This is a genomic window from Lysinibacillus sp. RC79 (assembly GCF_041262405.1).
Classification (GTDB): Bacteria; Bacillota; Bacilli; order Bacillales_A; family Planococcaceae; genus Lysinibacillus.
On record NZ_JBGCCD010000008.1, the window covers coordinates 130,951 to 150,109 of the forward strand.

At 35.5% G+C, this 19,159-nt stretch carries 18 protein-coding genes; 8 read left to right on the top strand and 10 right to left on the bottom strand.

Annotated elements, in window-relative coordinates:
* Window positions 1–220: 220 nt before the first annotated feature.
* From mqo to ABH968_RS10435, 5 genes are all read right to left on the bottom strand, one after another.
* A complete protein-coding gene (mqo, locus tag ABH968_RS10415; RefSeq protein WP_370043958.1) occupies window positions 221–1,702 on the bottom strand; it encodes a malate dehydrogenase (quinone) in 1,482 nt (493 codons plus the stop codon).
* 555 nt (window positions 1,703–2,257) lie between these two features.
* Complete coding sequence (locus ABH968_RS10420; protein ID WP_370043959.1) at window positions 2,258–2,926, bottom strand: nucleotidyltransferase domain-containing protein; 669 nt, start codon at window positions 2,924–2,926, stop codon at window positions 2,258–2,260.
* A 196-nt stretch (window positions 2,927–3,122) separates the two neighbouring features.
* The gene (locus ABH968_RS10425) at window positions 3,123–3,518 is read right to left on the bottom strand and encodes a MerR family transcriptional regulator (protein ID WP_370043960.1); all 396 of its coding nucleotides are present in this window, start codon (window positions 3,516–3,518) and stop codon (window positions 3,123–3,125) included.
* Window positions 3,519–3,524: 6 nt separating this feature from the next.
* Window positions 3,525–3,842 carry a hypothetical protein gene (locus tag ABH968_RS10430; RefSeq protein WP_370043961.1) on the bottom strand — a complete coding sequence of 106 codons (318 nt, stop codon included), beginning with the start codon at window positions 3,840–3,842 and terminating at the stop codon, window positions 3,525–3,527.
* A 221-nt stretch (window positions 3,843–4,063) separates the two neighbouring features.
* Complete coding sequence (locus ABH968_RS10435; RefSeq protein WP_370043962.1) at window positions 4,064–4,216, bottom strand: hypothetical protein; 153 nt, start codon at window positions 4,214–4,216, stop codon at window positions 4,064–4,066.
* Between the two features lie 283 nt (window positions 4,217–4,499).
* Here ABH968_RS10435 and ABH968_RS10440 point away from each other — a divergent pair, with 283 nt between their 5' ends.
* On the top strand, window positions 4,500–4,991 hold the full coding sequence (locus ABH968_RS10440; protein ID WP_370043963.1) for a hypothetical protein: 492 nt from the start codon (window positions 4,500–4,502) through the stop codon (window positions 4,989–4,991).
* A 236-nt stretch (window positions 4,992–5,227) separates the two neighbouring features.
* On the opposite strand, the gene ABH968_RS10445 is transcribed toward ABH968_RS10440, so the two are convergent.
* Together ABH968_RS10445 and ABH968_RS10450 are read right to left on the bottom strand one after the other, a co-directional pair.
* A complete protein-coding gene (locus ABH968_RS10445; RefSeq protein ID WP_370043964.1) occupies window positions 5,228–5,494 on the bottom strand; it encodes a hypothetical protein in 267 nt (88 codons plus the stop codon).
* A gap of 305 nt (window positions 5,495–5,799) precedes the next feature.
* Entirely contained in the window at window positions 5,800–6,597 is a 798-nt protein-coding gene (locus tag ABH968_RS10450; protein WP_370044017.1) for an MBL fold metallo-hydrolase, read from the bottom strand.
* Window positions 6,598–6,930: 333 nt separating this feature from the next.
* Here ABH968_RS10450 and ABH968_RS10455 point away from each other — a divergent pair, with 333 nt between their 5' ends.
* Together ABH968_RS10455 and ABH968_RS10460 are read left to right on the top strand one after the other, a co-directional pair.
* Window positions 6,931–7,248 (top strand): BRCT domain-containing protein, encoded by a 318-nt coding sequence (locus tag ABH968_RS10455; protein ID WP_370043965.1) that lies wholly within the window; start codon window positions 6,931–6,933, stop codon window positions 7,246–7,248.
* 308 nt (window positions 7,249–7,556) lie between these two features.
* Window positions 7,557–7,979: an exosporium protein C gene (locus ABH968_RS10460; RefSeq protein ID WP_370043966.1), complete on the top strand. Its 423-nt coding sequence runs from the start codon at window positions 7,557–7,559 to the stop codon at window positions 7,977–7,979.
* Window positions 7,980–8,219: 240 nt separating this feature from the next.
* On the opposite strand, the gene ABH968_RS10465 is transcribed toward ABH968_RS10460, so the two are convergent.
* The gene (locus tag ABH968_RS10465; RefSeq protein WP_370043967.1) at window positions 8,220–9,107 is read right to left on the bottom strand and encodes a LysR family transcriptional regulator; all 888 of its coding nucleotides are present in this window, start codon (window positions 9,105–9,107) and stop codon (window positions 8,220–8,222) included.
* Between the two features lie 122 nt (window positions 9,108–9,229).
* Between ABH968_RS10465 and ABH968_RS10470 the strand changes: the two genes are divergently transcribed.
* From ABH968_RS10470 to ABH968_RS10480, 3 genes are all read left to right on the top strand, one after another.
* Entirely contained in the window at window positions 9,230–11,230 is a 2,001-nt protein-coding gene (locus ABH968_RS10470) for a YhgE/Pip family protein (protein ID WP_370043968.1), read from the top strand.
* A gap of 113 nt (window positions 11,231–11,343) precedes the next feature.
* Complete coding sequence (locus tag ABH968_RS10475) at window positions 11,344–11,700, top strand: hypothetical protein (protein ID WP_370043969.1); 357 nt, start codon at window positions 11,344–11,346, stop codon at window positions 11,698–11,700.
* Window positions 11,693–12,355, top strand: a complete 663-nt coding sequence (locus ABH968_RS10480; RefSeq protein WP_370043970.1) for a TVP38/TMEM64 family protein — start codon at window positions 11,693–11,695, stop codon at window positions 12,353–12,355. The genes ABH968_RS10475 and ABH968_RS10480 overlap by 8 nt, the downstream gene beginning before the upstream one ends.
* Before the next feature lie 101 nt (window positions 12,356–12,456).
* On the opposite strand, the gene ABH968_RS10485 is transcribed toward ABH968_RS10480, so the two are convergent.
* Window positions 12,457–13,188, bottom strand: a complete 732-nt coding sequence (locus ABH968_RS10485; RefSeq protein ID WP_370043971.1) for a response regulator transcription factor — start codon at window positions 13,186–13,188, stop codon at window positions 12,457–12,459.
* 134 nt (window positions 13,189–13,322) lie between these two features.
* Between ABH968_RS10485 and ABH968_RS10490 the strand changes: the two genes are divergently transcribed.
* Both ABH968_RS10490 and ABH968_RS10495 read left to right on the top strand, forming a co-directional pair.
* Window positions 13,323–14,789, top strand: coding sequence for an amidase (locus ABH968_RS10490; RefSeq protein WP_370043972.1), 1,467 nt, complete (start codon window positions 13,323–13,325; stop codon window positions 14,787–14,789).
* 533 nt (window positions 14,790–15,322) lie between these two features.
* A complete protein-coding gene (locus ABH968_RS10495) occupies window positions 15,323–15,592 on the top strand; it encodes a hypothetical protein (protein ID WP_370043973.1) in 270 nt (89 codons plus the stop codon).
* A gap of 856 nt (window positions 15,593–16,448) precedes the next feature.
* Here ABH968_RS10495 and helD read toward each other — a convergent pair.
* Window positions 16,449–18,785, bottom strand: coding sequence for an RNA polymerase recycling motor HelD (gene helD, locus ABH968_RS10500; RefSeq protein WP_370043974.1), 2,337 nt, complete (start codon window positions 18,783–18,785; stop codon window positions 16,449–16,451).
* Between the last annotated feature and the right edge of the window lie 374 nt (window positions 18,786–19,159).

A 19,159-nucleotide genomic window follows, 5' to 3' on the forward strand; every position in this document is an offset into this window, starting at 1 on the left:
ATTTCTCATCATGCTGTCCATTCAACTATTTTCATTCAATCCTCATGTATTTGTCATTAATTAATGCCTATTTTAATATATTAGTTAATATGGATGAAAATTCTCACTGCAACTCCATTTGTTAAATAAAAAAATAGAACCTTCCATCCAAAATTAGAATGAAGGTTCTATTTTATTTTGTAGAAACAAACACTTAAATCCTTTGTTTCTACATCTAATTTTATTTTAAACGAAGCGCTTCGTCTGTTGTTTCGTTAATTTCTTTAAGAAGCTCTGGATTTTCTACTAATGATTTGCCGTATGATGGGATCATTTCTTTAATTTTTGACTCCCACTCGTTAACATGTTGAGGGAAGCATTTATTGATTACCTCAAGCATAACGTGTACAGCAGTAGATGCACCTGGAGAAGCTCCAAGTAATGCAGCAATTGAGCCATCAGAAGCACTTACAACTTCCGTACCAAATTGAAGCGTTCCTTTACCACCAGCTTCAGTATCTTTAATAACTTGTACACGTTGACCAGCTACAATAATATCCCAATCATCGCTCTTAGCATTTGGAATGAAATCACGTAGCTCTTCCATACGTTGTTCTTTAGATAACATAAGTTGTTGGATTAAATATTTTGTTAATCCCATCTCTTTAACCCCTGCCGCTAATAACGTTGTAATATTATGCGGTTTTACAGAAGCAAATAAATCCATATTTGAACCTGTTTTTAAGAACTTAGGTGAGAAACCTGCGAACGGTCCAAATAGTAATGATTTTTTGTTATCAATATAGCGTGTATCAAGATGCGGAACAGACATTGGTGGAGCACCAACTTTAGCTTTTCCGTATACTTTTGCATGATGTTGTTCAGCAACTTCTTGGTTTTTACATACTAAGAATAATCCACTGATTGGGAATCCACCAATATGTTTTCCTTCAGGAATACCTGATTTCTGTAGTAATTCTAGGCTTCCTCCACCAGCTCCAAGGAAGACAAATTTTGCTGTATGGTATTCCATTTTACAGCCATTTTTGTCGTGCACTCGTACTTCCCATGAACCATCGCTAGTACGTTTCATGCTTTCAACACTATGATTGTAGTTGATGTCAACGTCTTGAGTTTTTAAGTGGTCGAATAACATACGTGTTAATGAACCAAAGTTAACGTCTGTACCAGTGTCAATTTTTGTCGCAGCGATAGCTTCATCTGCTGGACGATCTTGCATAATAAGAGGAATCCATTCCTTTAGTTTTTCTGGGTTATCAGAAAATTCCATACCTTGGAATAAAGGATTTTTTGTCATCGTTTCATGACGTTTTTTTAGAAACTCTACATTGTCTGCACCTTGTACTAAACTCATATGAGGTAAAGGCATAATAAAGTCTTGTGGATTACTGATCAGTTGGTTGTTCACAAGATAAGACCAAAATTGTCTTGAAAGGTGGAACTGCTCATTAACTTTAATCGCTTTGCTGATATCGATTGATCCGTCTTTTTTCACTGAAGTGTAGTTAAGCTCACAAAGTGCCGCGTGCCCAGTTCCCGCATTATTTAATTCGTGAGAACTTTCTTCACCAGCTTTATCGAGCTGCTCAAACACTGTAATTTTCCAATCTGGCGCTAATTCTTTGAGCATTGTCCCCAAAGTCGCACTCATGATTCCGGCACCAATTAAGATAACATCTGATTTAATTTGTCTGTTACTCATTTTTACCTTCCTTATATGTTAAGATTTGCAGAAAGGATGTAAGCTCTCCTGCTTAGATGTCAAAGTAAGCCACGGAGTAACCTAGGAGTACACCTTTTCTGTATCAATTATTACCTTATTGCAGTGTATCATAATTACATAAAGATTAAAATATCAACTATCTATATGAGAGTTATGTGCATTTTTCGAGCCTTCCCCTTAATAAATCAAGAGAAAAACCTCCTATTCCCTCACTAAGAAACCCAGCCTTTATTTAAGTTTTATGGAATAATTGACCTAAAATTGGCTAGCATTTTCATATAATAATGAGGATTTTTTAATTATTATATCTATATAATAACATAAAGATATGGAACCAGTCTTGTTTTTACACCAGCTCCACTACATATAAAAATATATCGAATTTTCTTAATATTTTCTAGTGTTATTTTAAAATTATTTCTTTTATTCTAACCAAAAAGTCAAATTTCATCCTATTTTTCGACAGGGCTTTTTATTTTCCAGCCATCTATTTTAAAACCACCCATCTGATTAAATACATGGTTTACTAACTTTTCATAATTTATCCGCTTCAATTAATGCTTTTAAAAACATTTCTTTAAATATTGAATCGGGAAAAACATTTTTCAGATATTTTTTAATAAATGCTGGATCTATAAGATAAGAATGTACTTGATAGTATGGAATGCTTTCTAACTTTAAAAACTGACAGTACTCAGAAAATAAATTAGCTAACGAATTAAAATACATAAAGGGGAAATCTACTCTTTTTTGTTCAAAACAATCCTTTAAATTATCTAATGAATCCCATAGTGAATATTTTTTTATTTCTAAAACGGTTTTATTTAGTTCTTCATAGTCATTGTTTAGCCAATGTTCAGCTTCGGTTTTTAACTCATTAAGTATCCCCGTGTTATCAAATAGAATCTTTCCTGTCATGAATTGAACCATGGACATTGTTCTATGGATTTGAAAATCTTCTTGAAAGTATTTGCGAATTTGTTTTGGTGGATTAGCGAAATATTCTATAAGAAAACCATTAACAATTCTATTCCCTCTCTCTCGCCAATCAACATCTTCAGATAAAATAATATGTACATCTATATCAGAACGCTTTGAAGGATCTCCCATTATGTAGCTCCCACATACAAGCGCTCCAACGACATCATTTCGGTTCTTCCAATCTTTTAAAAACTCTTCAAGTGCCATTTTCCATTCTTCCATAAAATTATCATCACCTTTCAATTGCACTTTGGAATACCACAATATATTCAAGGTAATAAAAAAACACAGCCTTATTAGCTGCGTTAAATTTATAAAATGTTATCTTTTTTATTGATGTTCCACTTTTACCTATTGCTAATTCAGTGCATTTTTCAGGATTTTAAAATGACACCGTGATTCTTATTAGAACACCCATCTAGCCTCTATTTTTTTCTAGTAGTTGCTCCATTTTACAATCAGCACGTAGCAATACTTGCTTTATTTGTTTAATCTCTTTTTCTCTTTGAATCATCTGCTTATACTTATTTTGAAATAATATTTTCATCTGTTGAATGTTCTGAATTTCCGCCTCTGTCAATTCATCATTTTCATTAGTATTTTGCGACCATTCAAAAAGTATTTTAATTTCTTGAAGTAAAAAACCACATTGCTTTAATTTAAGAATCGTACCAATGATTTCGATATGATCCTCGTTATACTCTCGATGTTTGTTTTTTATTTCCGGATGCAATAGACCCATTTTTTCGTAATAACGGATAGTATCTTTACTAAGACCAGTACATGTAGCAAACTCACCGATTTTTATGATCATCACCTACTAGTAAATAAATTTATAAACCATTAATAGCAGTATACAATGGAAGATGAAGCGAACGATATGGTGACTATATCTTAGCTGTTTATTTGTTAATAGCCCTTCCGCAATTGCTAATACATGTAATAGAACAAATTCAAGGATTAATAACATTAGTACCAGAGCTTTGTTTGGTAAAAATATCGTTACAAGCATACTGATAGATAAGACCACAAATAAGAATGTTCGTAATTGATATCCATTCTCTTTCCATTGATGCAAGCCGGCAATCCCTGTTAATAATGCGTATAACCCTATCAATACATAAGCAATAATATCCATTTACATCACCCCATTCTTTTAATACATTTACTTTAAAAGATGGAGTTAACTCCATGTCAACAGATTTTATTCGAAAGAGCCACAATCAATCTTCTAGAACTGCTACCTATCGTTAGTACAAGAAATATACTGCTGTTGCTAATTAAGTCATACAGCCAATTCCAACTATGAATAAAAGAGTTTTATAGCCAGTCTCTGTGTCCTAGAAAATACAATTTTACTTATTTGATAATATCAGCTAAACGATTTTGAATAGACTCTGGCAATAGTTGAAAGAACAATCCTTCATATTTGATATCGAGTATTCCAGCAATGACAATAATAATAATGATGAATAGTAAAAGGGCTTTCTTATTTTTAGAAATCCACTTCAATAGGCTCCCCTCCTCTGAAAAAATAAACATTCATAGTTTGCAAATTAAGTATATATTGATTCATGTAATATAGAAACCTAACCTTTTGATAATAAAATCATTCTCTGTCACCCAAATTGGAGATGTTACATAAATTAAAATTACGCTGAATTAAAGTACTTATTATAAAATTGGTTTTCTTTTAGTAATTGAATTCAAATCAGTTCCTTTGGGTAAACAATAATCAAACCAAGCTTTTGTCTCACCAATGATCGATTTAGATTTTATAAAGAAAGGAATGGCTATGGTAAATTTTAAATCATTTCGAGGGGTCGTTACTCAGATTGATGATTTTCCAATCGGGCAAAACGGAGAAAAGGAAGGTTGTTATAAACTTATGACGATAGAAGATAGTACTCGGGGCATCGTCAATTTTGTCATCTCTCCTTCTACTTATTTCGTAAACCAAGAAATTGTAACAATCGGTGATCAGATTACTGGATATTATGATGGAGATGCGCCTGTACCTTTGATATATCCGCCCCAATATCGAGCACTCGTCGTTGTAAAGGAAAATAACTTTCAAAATGTCAAAGTCGACTTTTTTAATAGCCAATTAGTGAGTAGTGATGGCCAATTACAATTAAATCTTTCTGCTTATACGCTTATCTTGCTTAAAAATGGGCAATCTTTTTCAAAAAGCCCGGCAAATCGAAACCTAATTGTTATCTATGGCCCTACTACAAGAAGTATTCCTGCACAAACTACACCGTATACTATAATTGTTTGGTGTTAATTAAAAACAACAGAAAATATTTCCCAGGAAAGGTCTTAATCTCCCACGTTCAAATCGACGGATTACATTCTGTTATTCAAAACATTATGTTTCCTCATCTGTACAACATTTCACATAAAAAATTGACTAACAGTGCATTATATGCAAGCAAACAAAAATAAAAAATTAAGCGGCTTAAGTCCTTTAGATTATAGGGCTTAAACCGCTTAAAGCATTATTTTTATTTCTTCTATCTACTATTTGCCTTGCATTTCATGTAATTGCTGCTTGATCTGCTCTAAGTATTCTTTATTTTGTTGGACTGTATCCAAATGCTCACCAAATTGCTTTGCATTCATAAATGCATTTTCTGCATGTTCGATTTGATTGAAAGCATGCTCAATCGCTATCTCCTCCGGATGTGACTTTGCATGCTTCAACAAACGCTCTGCCTTTTGGACAGAGTTCCCAAACAAAGTGCTTGGATGATCCTGTTTCCAGCTCATATCTGAGTGCTTAGCCAATTTTGCCTCTTCCCTTCGTGTCAATTTGATAAATAATCTATATATAGTATTGGAAAATGTGCAGAAAATATGTACGGATGAAGTAACGAATATCTAATGAAAATGCATTTTGTATATAACTTTGACTATAAATACATAATCAAAAGAAATATGACATCTACTTATTAGCAAAAATGGGGCAAACAGAAACGTGTATATTATTTTTTAAAGATACAGAAGATAACACTCATGCATTCATGAGTGTAGTACAAGTTTAAGAAAAAAGGAGACCGTCTAAAATGATCGGTCTCCTTTATATCAGCCTCTTACACATTTTCTTTAGCCATTTTCTTATTGTCAGTATGGATGCTTTTCATTCCTTCAAAAAATGGATACTCTAGACTTAAATATCTTTCTAACTCTCCATTATCATGAGGAAGCTTCTCTAAATAATACTTCGAATCGTTTATTCTTTTTTGAATTTCCTGTTGATTTTGTGTTGTCGAACCGTGTCCAGGTATATGGGTCGTTATATGATGATTAAGCAAAATATTTTCAGCTTTATTGACCGTATTTACATAGTCTTTATAGTTGCTAAAAATAAACGGGAACTCAATATCTGATAAATAATCGCCAGAAAGAAACAGACCATACGGCTCAATAACTGTAAATAAACCATCATTCGTATGACCAGGTGCTTGATAAAATGTCATGGTTAGGGAATCTAATTCTAATTTATGCCCATCCTCTGAAACAACAATATCTACAGTTGGATATACAGGTGAATAGCTTCTATTCAAATAATATCCTTGGTCAAATTGTTTAATTTTTTGAATACTGTTTTCTTTGTTAGGATTTTCATTAAATTGTTTAGATGCAATTACCTTAGCTTCTGGGAATGCCCCAGACCCAATAATATGATCAAAATCGCTATGTGTGTAAATAATATATAGTTGTTTATCACCTTTCATCTTGTTGATATAGCTCTTAATTTCTTCAATTTCAGTAGGTAACCAATTAGGATCTGTCATAATTACTGCTTCATTAGTTTCAATGATTGCCGAGGTAGTCATATATAATGCGCTTTGAAAAACTGTAATATTATCTTTTTGAAATTGAATCACCATTGAACCATCCTTTTCCCCTTATTTTTCGTTTTGTTAATGGGCTAGTTTGTTGAACAAGAAGTTTTATTTTTTTGTCTCTCTATTTCATAGTTCGGGCAACATTTATAAAATCCTTCTTTTGGGAAAAAAGTATACGAAATCAATTTAAATTCACATACTCTTTTTATCTATTGATACAAGTATTCATGAAGAACGGATCTATATGATACTATTCTCCATGTACAGTTTAAATGTAGAGAGACATTCTTTTGTTACCTACATCCTATCGTATCAATCAATCTCACCTATAATTCAGGTAAAAATCTTTCATTTCAATTAAGGAGAGTAAACATGAACAACAATAAGGACAACACAGAAGTCATCTTACTTTCTGACCCATCCGAATGCTTGATGCATCCGTTTTATAATAAACAAATCGTCTTTACTGGGGCCCTTTCCACGATGACACGTTCAGAAGCTGCGAAAAAAGTACGAGCTTGTGGAGGGATTATGCAGGGGGCAGTTACACAGGATACAGATTTCCTTATTCTTGGGGACAAACATCGCGGTATAAGTACGAAACAATTAAAAGCTGAGAAGTTGATTAGCCTTGGTCTAGACGTTCAGATTATTATTGAGGATGATTTTATTTGGCTCATTTCAATGTAAAAAGAATATCTACCTTCATCCTTCAATGAAGATTTGCCTCAAATATAAATTCATCTCATCTAAAAAGTATGCAAAACAACTATGTTCACATACCTTTTCACATATTTTATTCCTCAAACTTATGAAAAATTTCTCCCTAATAAATCTACATGACTTTAATTTGAGAGCTTACACACAACAAATTTAAGTAGAGCTAGAACGGATTAACTAAACAAAGTTTTAAAAAATAGCACGGCTTAGTTTACTACACAATCGGAGCTCTAATATAGAACATATCTTATAGTATCCTAGCAAAAGGAGGTGATAAAATGGCACAAGTTCTTGATTACCAAGCAACTGAACCTCTAAGTACGTTTAACCCAGAAACTGCTTTTCCAATTCCACAAGCTCCATTTAGAGTTCTTCTAGCCTCTATTCAAATAAATATCCCAGGCACCGCTTCAAGAAATAATAACGTTGAGCTACTTGCAAGCGTTGGTGTGACGGGAGTTACAAATATTTCTCAACTTGTATTTAGAATCTTCCGTAACGGGAAAGAAATTTATAATACTCAAAATGGCGCAGAATCAACAGGTTCAGAACAAAATTACATTTTTACATTCCAAGCTATTGATTCCAATTTAGTAGCTGGCGCTAACTTCTATCAGGTTTTTGTTGAGAACATTACACCTAACACACAAGCAAACATTGTTGGACCGATTTCTTTTAGTGGCCTAGCAATAAAAAGTTAACAAATAGCTCTGACTATGCATTTTGATTATGTTTATGCCCAGCACAAGTTTGTGGCATACATGATCATTTTTTTAGAGTGTTAATTGATGAACTGAGATGCATGTTTTATATAAGGATTTAAAAAATAAGCTGGATAGAAGTTATTAAAAATCAAACTCTCTATCCAGCTTATTTTTTCGTTTATACTCTAAAATTTATTAGTATTTAAGATCTTCATCACTATAAAAAAGGTCATTTAATCAATTTTGAGAAATTGTTAAAAAGTATTCTACAACAAATTGGCGAAACTGCTTAGCAATTGGTGTAAAGTAGCGCTTTTCGGACCAGGCTAACCCAATAGTTCGTTGACAAGCTGGTTCGTCTATTCGAAGTTTATATGGAAATTCCCCTGATTTAGGTATCCATGATAATTCAGAAACGAAAGCAACACCTAACCCCTGCCTAACTAAGTCTGAAATAACAGTGGGTTCGTCACCTTCAAAAGCGATATTTTGGACAAATCCCGCTTCACGACAAAACTGGTCGGTTAAGTTCCGAAAGCCGTAGCCTGTATTCATGCTAATAAATGCTTCATCCTTAACCTCTTCAAGCCGAACGCTTTCCCTCCCTGCTAACCGATGATTAGGTGGCACGACTAAAAATATTTCTTCAGTAATGAGAGGTTCCCATCTAATGTCCTCTCCTTCAATTGGAACTGAAGAAATACAATAATCCAATTCCCCCTCCATCAACATTTTTTTCATAGAAGAAACGGATTTTAGAAACTGTTGAAAACGAACATCAGGATATTTCGATAAAAACGAACCTAATAATGCAGGTAACACTCTTGGAATCGTAACTGCCAATGTAATACTTCTTTGGTCTTGATCAATAAATTGATTCAGTTCTCTTTGTCCCTCGTTCAATTCTGCAAAAGCCCGATCCACACGGTTTAAAAAAATTCTCCCGGCTGCATTCAGACTAATTTTCCGATGTTCCCGGTCAAACAATTCCACCCCCAAATTTTCCTCTAAACGGGAAATCGTTTTACTGAGCGATGGCTGGGCAATTTGAAGTTGTTCTGCTGCTTTCGTCATATGTTCCAAACGAGCAACTGTTTGAAAGTACTTTAACTGCAAAAATTCCATGTAGATTCCCCTTTTTACATAGATTCAAATCTATTATGTAATAACTTTTTATGTATTATACAACATCAACAGATTAGATTATGATGAATTAATCTTTTAAGGAAAGAAAGGTAGGATATTTCATGAAAGGAATACAGTTAGTATTACAAGACTTAGTCGCCATTTGGAAACATAAGCATGGACGAATCGCTTTAATTTTCCTTACTCTTGTTCCTTTAATTTACGTAGGATTCTTTTTAGCAGGATATTGGGATCCATACGGACAATTAGATAAACTTCCTGTAGCAGTCGTTAATCTTGATGAAGGAGCTAAAATCGATGATGAATCCATTCACATCGGTGATGACTTTGTTGCCCAATTGAAGAAAGGTAAAGAATTAAACTTTCAATTTGTCTCTGCGAAGACCGCCAAAAAAGGACTTAAAGCAGGCGACTATTATATGGTCATCTCGATTCCAAAGGATTTTTCTAAAAACATCACAACATTAATGGATGAAACACCAAAACCGGCTAAACTTTTATATGAAGTCAATCCGGGAAGAAACTATGTAGCATCGCAAATTTCTACAACGGCCGTTGAAAAAATGGAAACGAAAATCAATGCCAGCGTTACGAAGTTTTACTCAGAAACGATTCTAACTAAATTCCAGGATGTTTCTACTGGCTTCGCTGATGCAGGGACTGGGGCACAGAAACTTTATGATGGAACAGTGGACGCAAAAAGTGGAAGCAATAAATTAACAGATGGCATTCAAAGTTTAGATGAAGGGGCACAAAAACTTAAAACAGGTAGCACGAAACTTTCAGCTGAACAAGAAAGCTTATCTAATGGTATAAATGCACTCACAACCGGCTCTGACTCTTTATATAGAGGATTACAACAACTTACGGAAGGCGAACACTCGCTACAATTGGGAATGGATCAAGTAAGCCAAGGTATTACAAACTGGTCCATTGGAAATACAAAATTAGTTCAAGGACAAGAACAAGCAGCTAATACAGCTAGCAATTTGGAGGAACAATTAGCCCAATATGTAAAAACCCATCCCGAAGCGCAACAGGATCAGAAATTCCAACAAATTATTGCTTTATCAGAGGCATTATCCGCAGCAGAAACTACTTTAAAAGCTGGACAAGACCAGGTGGGAGTAGCTGCAAAAAATATCGCTACTGGGCAAGCATCACTTCAAACTGGTATGGAAACGTTTGGTGCTAAAATAACTCAGGCTACTGAAGGGGCAAAACAATTACATGAGGGAACGGCTGAATTCGCTAGCGGATTTACAAAATGGATGGCAGGCTATACAACCCTTAACACAGGAATCACAACTCTCGCTAGTGGCATCGGTCAAGAATTAGGTGGATTAGTGAAACTACAAGACGGACTTTCTTCACTAGCAGCTGGCTCAAATGAGTTAGCGACAAAACTAAATGAAGCAGCGAAAGAAACGTCTAATCTTCAATACAACGATTCTACTACAACGATGTTTGCACAACCAATTGAATTAGTAGAATCCAATTTATCTAAAGTTCCGAACTATGGAACTGGCATCGCCCCTTATTTCTTGTCTCTTGCTTTATTTGTAGGTGGCATTATGGCAGCCAATATTCTGCCGCTAGGGCGTAGAGAACTTCTAAAAGTGACCGGCACCGTTCACTTTATCAATAAACTAGGATTAGTTTACGTAGTAGGGTTAATTCAGACTCTTATCGTGGACCTCGTAGTACTTTTAGGATTTAAATTAACAGTAGCCAGTGTACCGTTATTTATCCTATCAAGTATTATCGTATCATTAACTTTCATGACCTTCATCCTCATGCTCATTATTCTCTTGGGGAATCTCGGTAAATTACTAGCTGTCACATTATTAGTATTTCAACTAGCAACCTGTGGCGGAACTTTCCCAGGTGAACTCGAAAACCCAATGTTAGCTAAGATCGGTGGATTCTTGCCAATGGCGCATTCACTAAAGGGTTTCCAGGAAGTCATTTCCCTTGGTGGCTGGTCAAACTTAGTCACACAAGGATTGTTTTTACTCATTTACCTTTTACTCGCTTGCATCGTCGGCTGGATTTCAAGTCATATCCAGCATAAAGAACCATCTGCTGTATTGATAGATTAAGACATAGTAAACAGATGGAGTCTTTCTTACAGAAAGACTCCTTTCTCATTTCCATGTTTTTTTAATTTTTACAATCATGAAAGTAATACTTTGATTTTATAGGACGTGAACACATGGAAAATTTCTTACAATTAAGCTATTTAGGTAAAACTAACTTCATAGTAGCTATTAAATCAATAGCTTTATTAGCAAATGAAAATCGGCTTGTAACAAGAAACACATTGACTGAAAAATTAGGAATTGATTCGAGCTTTATTCGAAAAGTATTGGCTAAATTAATGCAAGAAAATGTTGTTGAAGGCTTCGGAGAACGCTGTGGGGGATATAAACTGATCGATGACAAATCTATAAAATTTGATTATATGGGTCAATTTATCATAGAAGTGGTACTCGAATCACAGCAGAAAATAAAAGAAATTTTGAGTAAGTATACTATTCATACCCTTTCAAAGGGAGCATCTCATGAATAAACGTAAACTTATTTTACGCGTTATTGGTTATATTGCATTCATACTTTGCCTATTCTTTTTATTAAAAAGGAGCGGTTTAACGGTTGCTGACTTAACTCCGGAAACGATTCAAACTTTAGCACACAATAATATCCTACTCATTTTACTTATTATGCTCGTCATCATGGTGTTGCAAAACTTATTTACATTCATTCCACTTGTCTTTGTAATTGCTACAAATATTACTTTATTCGGTTTCTGGTACGGTTATTTATATGGCTGTTTTTGCAGCGTAATTGGTAGCACACTGATTTTCTTATCCATTCGATATCTTTTTAAGGATGCATTTTCTAATTCGAAAACAAAGAAATACCAAGAGAAAATAGAGAAAAATGGCTTTCTTTTTGTTTTATCTGGACGCGTTCTTCCATTTATGCCAACGAATTTAATCAATATTGCCTCTGGGTTAAGCTCCATTAAAACCTCGCACTTTGTTATCGCAACCACAGTAGGCAACATGATTTATGGCTTAGTACTTGCTTCAGCATCCTTTAGCATTATTTTAGCAACAGCCCATAATCGTCTTTATTTACTAATAATTGTCCTTGTAATCTTAATAGCAGTATTACTCTATCGCATCAAGAAGAGATCGATACTTAGGACTAATAAAAACTGATGAGAAAATAGTTTCTCATCAGTCTTTTGTTTATTTTGGGCTTTTTATATTTATCGGGTTAAAATAGCACTCGGTTTTTATCGATTGGCAACATCTTATTTTTATGCTCGAAAGCTTTCTGCATATTTTAATGCAAGCTGCGTTCGGGAAGTTACTTGAAATTTTCGATACAAATTTTGCAGATGCTTCTTTACTGTATTTTCACTGACATATAAACAACTGGCAATTTCTGCATTTTTAAATCCCTTACATAAATACATTAACAGCTCTTTTTCACGTTGTGTAGTTTGCAATGACTCGTCTGGCTGAACATATTGATGTAATAAATATACATTTTCAATCGTCCGTTTTACATACAATAGCTTTTGACTATCCTGCTCTGTAAATGGTGTCTCCCCTTTTTTTCGTAAAAAGCCAATAGCCGCTGTTGGCTTTTGCTGATTGTACAGATACATAACCATTTCATCTATAAAATCATTTAATTGTAAAAAGCGCTCAACATAATGCCGCTTTTTCTTCATCGATATTACTTCATTTCGTTGCATTAATTGAATATCGGGTTGGTTTTGCATATTCACTGGGTGTAAAGGATCATAATATTTATAATCATGTAGATAATTTTGTACCGTATATGTCTCTACATTGAAACAGACGGGCTGTTCATTTAACTCCCCATCTTCCACTTCCCAAAATAACGTATGCTCATATTGAAAACATTCACTCAATACTTGCAACACATTCAATTTAAAGTCTTCACTTGTTTGTTGCATATTCATATTCGAAATCTTAAATGTTGCTTCTAATAAATACTCCACCTCTTTATGCTCATACAATATTAATTCCTCCTATTTTCTATTTTAAGTTCATATATTCTCGCTCGAAACGAATTATCCTTTTGGGTAATATCAATTCTTTTCATCTCAATTTAAAATGAATTTGTAAGTCAAAACTACAATGAGGTGATCAGATGAATTTACAAGAATATGCATCATATGATGGTCTTGGATTAGCGGAGTTAGTAAAAACAAAGCAAGTGACACCACAAGAGCTTACAAAATTGGCGCTACAAGGTATTGAAAAGGTTAACCCTTCGATTAATGCCGTTGTCAGCGTATTAGAGGAACAGGCTGACAAAGCGATTTCAACTTTAAATGATAATCAACCATTTGCAGGTGTCCCATTTTTAATTAAAGAAGTTGTACTCCATGCGGAAGGTGTGCCACATAGTATGGGCAGCCGTGTTGCAGAAAATGCTGTAATGTCTGTCGATAGTGAATTAATGAAACGTTTTAAAAACGCTGGTTTTGTGTTAAGCGGTACAACCACAACACCAGAGTTCGGCTATAATGCCGCAACGGAAGCAGTCATTTATGGGCCAACACGTAATCCATGGAATCTAGACCATAGCCCAGGTGGTTCAAGTGGCGGTGCAGCCGCTTCTGTCGCAAGTGGTATCGTCCCAATCGCACATGGTAATGATGGAGGCGGATCCATTCGTATTCCTGCATCATGCAGTGGTGTCGTTGGCTTAAAGCCTTCACGTGGTCGCGTGCCAATGGGTCCTTATAACAGTGAGGCACTAAATGGGCTAGCCATTGAATTTGCGTTGACAAAAACCATTCGTGATACCGCTACATTACTGGACCAAGTAGCTGGGCCAGACTTAGGATGCTACTCGATTATTCAAAGCCCAGAAATGCCTTACAGTAAAGCAATTCAGCAAAAGGTACGTCCACTGAAGATCGCCTGGACAACAGAAACAAATTCTGGTGCACTCGTTGATCCGGAATGTATCGAGGCCGTACATAAGGCCGTAAAATTATTAGAAGAGTTAGGGCATGAAGTAGTCGAAGCTCGACCAGTTTACGACCAAGCACTATTTTCACGCGCAACGGTAGATATTTGGACAGCGAATATTTATAAAATGATTGTAGGGGCAGCAGAATTAACAGGTAAAACACCTTCACGCGATAATATCGAAGCAGCCATTTGGCAATGCTATGAATATGGCAAAGACTTAAAAGCTAGCGCACTTTTAGAAGCCATTAATACGAATGCACTTGTATCACGTCAAGTAGCGACATTCTTTGCAGATTATGATGTGCTTTTAAGCCCAACAATCGGCACATTACCAGCGAAAATTGGTGAGCTAAATGCGGATAATCCAAACATCTCTGCGATTGAATGGACAGAGCAAATTTTCACATACGCGCCGTTTACCAATTTGTTTAACGCAACAGGTCAACCATCGTTATCATTGCCGCTTGCGATGAGTGCGTCTGGCATACCAATCGGGCTGCAATTTACAGGACGCTTCGCAGATGAGTTAACCCTTCTACAGCTTGGGAAACAATTAGAAGAATCTGCTCCATGGAAAGATCGTAAACCACCCGTACATGTGGGTGCAGAAGTTGCGGAAATTGCGACAACATAAAAAAAGTAGGTGCAAGATTTTTTCTTGTACCTACTTTTTGCTAGTTTACGGACATGAGATATTTTTATGTATGAAATGCCGTATAATTAATTCAGTTCAATTGAAGGGGGAACGCTGTAATATAGCTATAAAATGAGGTGTGAAAACACAATAAAAAAATTAGTATTGCTTATGTATGGTGACTTAATACCACCACGTAAACATATTCATAAGATTGCTGATAAGTATATTAGATACTTTTTAAATGAAAAGAAAAACGAAAGTCTTAATGAAGATGAATATTGTGAAATCAGGATAGAAGAAAGATATATAGGACTCGAAACCAGATTGTGGGGATTTCCACCAACAGTACCTATAAAGTATGAATACCTCACTAAATTCATTAATATTTTCAAGTCTCTTAATTGCAATATATGTTTATGTATGGAGAACCACGAGCACCCTACTTCATATATTGGTGGCTTAGTATACGAAGGTTATTGTTACTATATGAAGGATGAAGAAAAAAGATATTATTTTTAGCAGATTACGGGGTGGAGAACGCTGGAATTGAATTAGGTGTTTTATGTAAAAAAATCTTTAATGATCCAACCTTTAACATTAATCCTTTAGATGTATATGACTTCGATGTTTTATATGAAAAAATCTCAAATAATCCAGCCTTTAACGTGGCTAACTTGATACCAAAGAATGAGCGATATAGTATGGATAATCAAGAATGGTATAGAACATTATCCATTGAAAAAAGATTTAAAATTGTAGATGTAAATATAGAAACGGAACTAGTATTTGAGCATGGCTAAAAGAAATAGTTTAAATAATTTCATTTGAACAAATCTCTAAGATTTTAAGTTCATTTTCTAAAATATTACCCACTCTTCCCCCTGAACAACAAAAAGATTTTCTACATTCTATTATTAATCAGATTACTATTAATAAAGATAATTGCCCAGAAAAAAGAAACATCAAAGAAATTCGTTATTCTTTGATGTTTCCTCTTCAAATAACTATGGGCTTACTTATGATACGGCTCACCGTAATAGGCTTAAGTGCGATTTTTATAAAACGCTTAAATATAAATCGAATGTGTCCTCAGTTTTATGTATTCTGTGTAACGTATACACAGAATACATAATTAATTAATATATCACAGGTTGCTATGCTATATTATATAAGTAGTAAACAACAATTATTGACACTGAATAATGGTAATTTTAGATTGAACAAATTAGCGTTATTGGGTGCCAAACCCATTAGAGTTCTTCAGGAACAAAGAATTCTACCGCAGCATCTCCTTGTGAGATGTTGCCTTTTTTGTTTCCATGAAATTTTTTGGGGCTATCAATTAAAATCATAAACAAATTCGCTTTGCCATAAACGTAAATAATAGCATTTTCAATGTTACCTTCTGCGGAAATTTATATTTTCTTACTCAATAAATTAAAACCACCTAAGACGTTGCAAATTCAACGTCCTAAATGGTCTTTTTTAAAACCGCACTTACTTATGATACGGTTCTCCGTAATGTATTTAAATGAGGTTGAAGGTAATTATTCTCGTCAATGAATGATCATCATTTTCTTTCATTTCCTTACCATTTTATTTACTTAGGCACCGATTCTTTTAGGAATGTTAGTTTTTCTTAAAAATCCAATTAGGTCAAACTCGGATGAGATTTTCCTGCAAGGCGTTGAGCAAAAATGGGCTCGGTTCACCTACGCTGTAAAGCTGCAAATCATGCATCGCTCTGGTGCAAGCGGTGTAGAAAACTCTGCGCAGGTTCTTATCACCGTATTTTTGCTCCGATGCATCATAGATGATGACAGCTTCGAATTCGATGCCTTTGGATAAATACGATGGTATAACCACAACTCCTTGTTCATACTCAGGTGAGCCATTCTTTATAAGCTTAACATCTTCAATGTTGGACAAGGCTTCATATGCACTCTTACTTTCCTCAGCTGATTTGCATATTATGGCAATACTATTATAGCCAAGACTTCGCAAAGCTTCGACTTTGGAGACAATGCAGCGGTGCAGTTCTGCGTGATCGAACAATTGTGTTAGCACAGGCAACTCGCCATCGCGTTCGAAAGGAATAATCCGTTCACCGTTTGGAACTAGTCTGCGTGTAAATTCAATGATCGGTTTTGTAGAACGATAACTGCGCGTCATGTTGATTACTTCCGTTTCATCCTGTCCGTATAAGCTGCTAAGGCTATTAAAATCCACCATTTCATTGGCATGGGCAAATATCGCCTGATTAAAGTCACCTAGTACTGTCATCCTTGCCGCAGGAAACAAACGCTTTAAAAATTCGAATTGAAATGGTGAATAGTCCTGCGCCTCGTCAACAAGTATGTGCTTTATCGACCTATTCGTCTGAAAGCCTTGAATCAATTCTTTCATAAGTAAAAACGGAGTAGCATCTTCGTAAAACAGTTTGCCTTCGTCTACCATTTCTAGCGTCGCTCGACAAATATCCACCCACTCCGCGGGTGTTTTCCCCTCTATCCACTGTTTGATCTGCAGGGGGTCTGCAAAAAGCTGCTTGTATATCTCCTTAATGTCGATGAAATGAAACGCCCGGATTCGTTTTCGCAACGGCTTCAATTTCTGGTGAACAATCAATCGTGCAAGTGCTTCAAGCTCCATCTCATAATCGCCAATTGATTCTCTTTCATAACCGCGCTTTTTCGCTAAGTAGGTATGTGCCTTATGGTATTCCTCGTTGCTAAGCAGCTCGATTTCCTCCTGCACCCACGGCTTCTTCCGTTCAACCTTTTCGGCTTCCTTTATTTTCTTCATGAGCCATTCCTTTAACTCTTCAAGTCTATTATGGAAGTTGATTGAGGTATCGCCGCTATAAAATCTATCCGCAATTTGTTGAGCGGTAACAATCGGCCTTCCTCTGAAGTTAATGTCCTTGAATAACATTCCAGATAACTCAAGCGACTTTCTGTATGACTTGATGACCTCAAAAAAACAGGTAGATGCTTTGAATCGGATGCCAGCCACCCTTGACCTGTGCGAAGGAGAATTTGCTGCTGTTAAAACATATTCCAATTGCTCGTAAGGATTTTCAACCTGAAACTCTTTACTTAGTCGATGATCCAAGTATTCCTGAAATGTCACCTGCTGCATATTCTCTTCGCCGAGTTCCGGCAGCACATTGGACACATAGCTGTTGAACATTGAATTAGGTGAAAATAAAATAATCTGATCAGCATTCAGACTATCTCGATATTTGTAGAGCAAATAAGCAATTCGCTGTAATGCCGCAGATGTCTTACCACTGCCAGCTGCACCGTGAACAATGAGAAGCTTCCCGTGATTATGACGGATAATCCGGTTTTGTTCCTGTTGAATGGTAGCTACTATACTATGCATATGTTTATCCGTACCTTGGCCAAGAACCTGCTGTAAAATCTCATCTCCAATAGTGAGACTTGTATCGAACATAGATTGAAGAACACCTCCGCGGATAAGATATTGCCACTTTTTCTCCAACTCCCCTTGGATTATGCCTCCTGGTATTGCATACTGGGCAGGACCAGGCTGGTAATCGTAGTAGACACTCGAGATTGGTGCTCTCCAATCGTAGATAAGAAAATCCTCTCCACTTTTATCCATAAGCGAGGAGATTCCTATATAGACCTGCTCCTGAGTAGACATTCCTTCTTCTATGAAATCAATTCGGCCGAAGTAGGGAACCTTCTGCATACGTCGCAGCGTAGACAATCTCTTAGATGCATGTTTGTGGGTGCTTTGGCTTACGGACAATGCTTGAGCTTCTTGTCTCAAGCTGATGACGGTCTCAAGAAAATCGTCGAAGGTATCCGTATTCACCTTGATTTCATCCCAAAAGTGTTTGCGAATATTTACCACTTCGTTCTTGCGCTGCGAAGTTTCTACCTCCAATCTGCTAATTTGCTCCGTAATGGTCTCCATTACATTGTCCACCCGTTTTTGCTCCTGCTGAAACTCCGAATTCATAGCATTCACTCCTTAAAAATATAAATATAGGGGTTGACTAATGAAAAATTATATTTTATAATTAAAATAGGGATAGTTTACCCTTTTTAATTATAAAATGTCTATCTATATAAATTTACCACGGGTTCACATTTTTTTCAATGTATTTGACATGATTTCTATTTCTATAATTAACATTTGTAATAAAGTGAAAACACTCCTAAAGCGACATTTAGGAGTGTTTTTAAATATCTACTTATCGTTCCATCAATTACTAAAAAAAAGCACAGTTCTAAAATCTAGAACGGTACTTTCTCTATTTTCGAATAAACCGCATTTACTTGTGGTATGGTTCACCGTAACGCCCCTATATGAGGAATAAAAAATGGATCCCC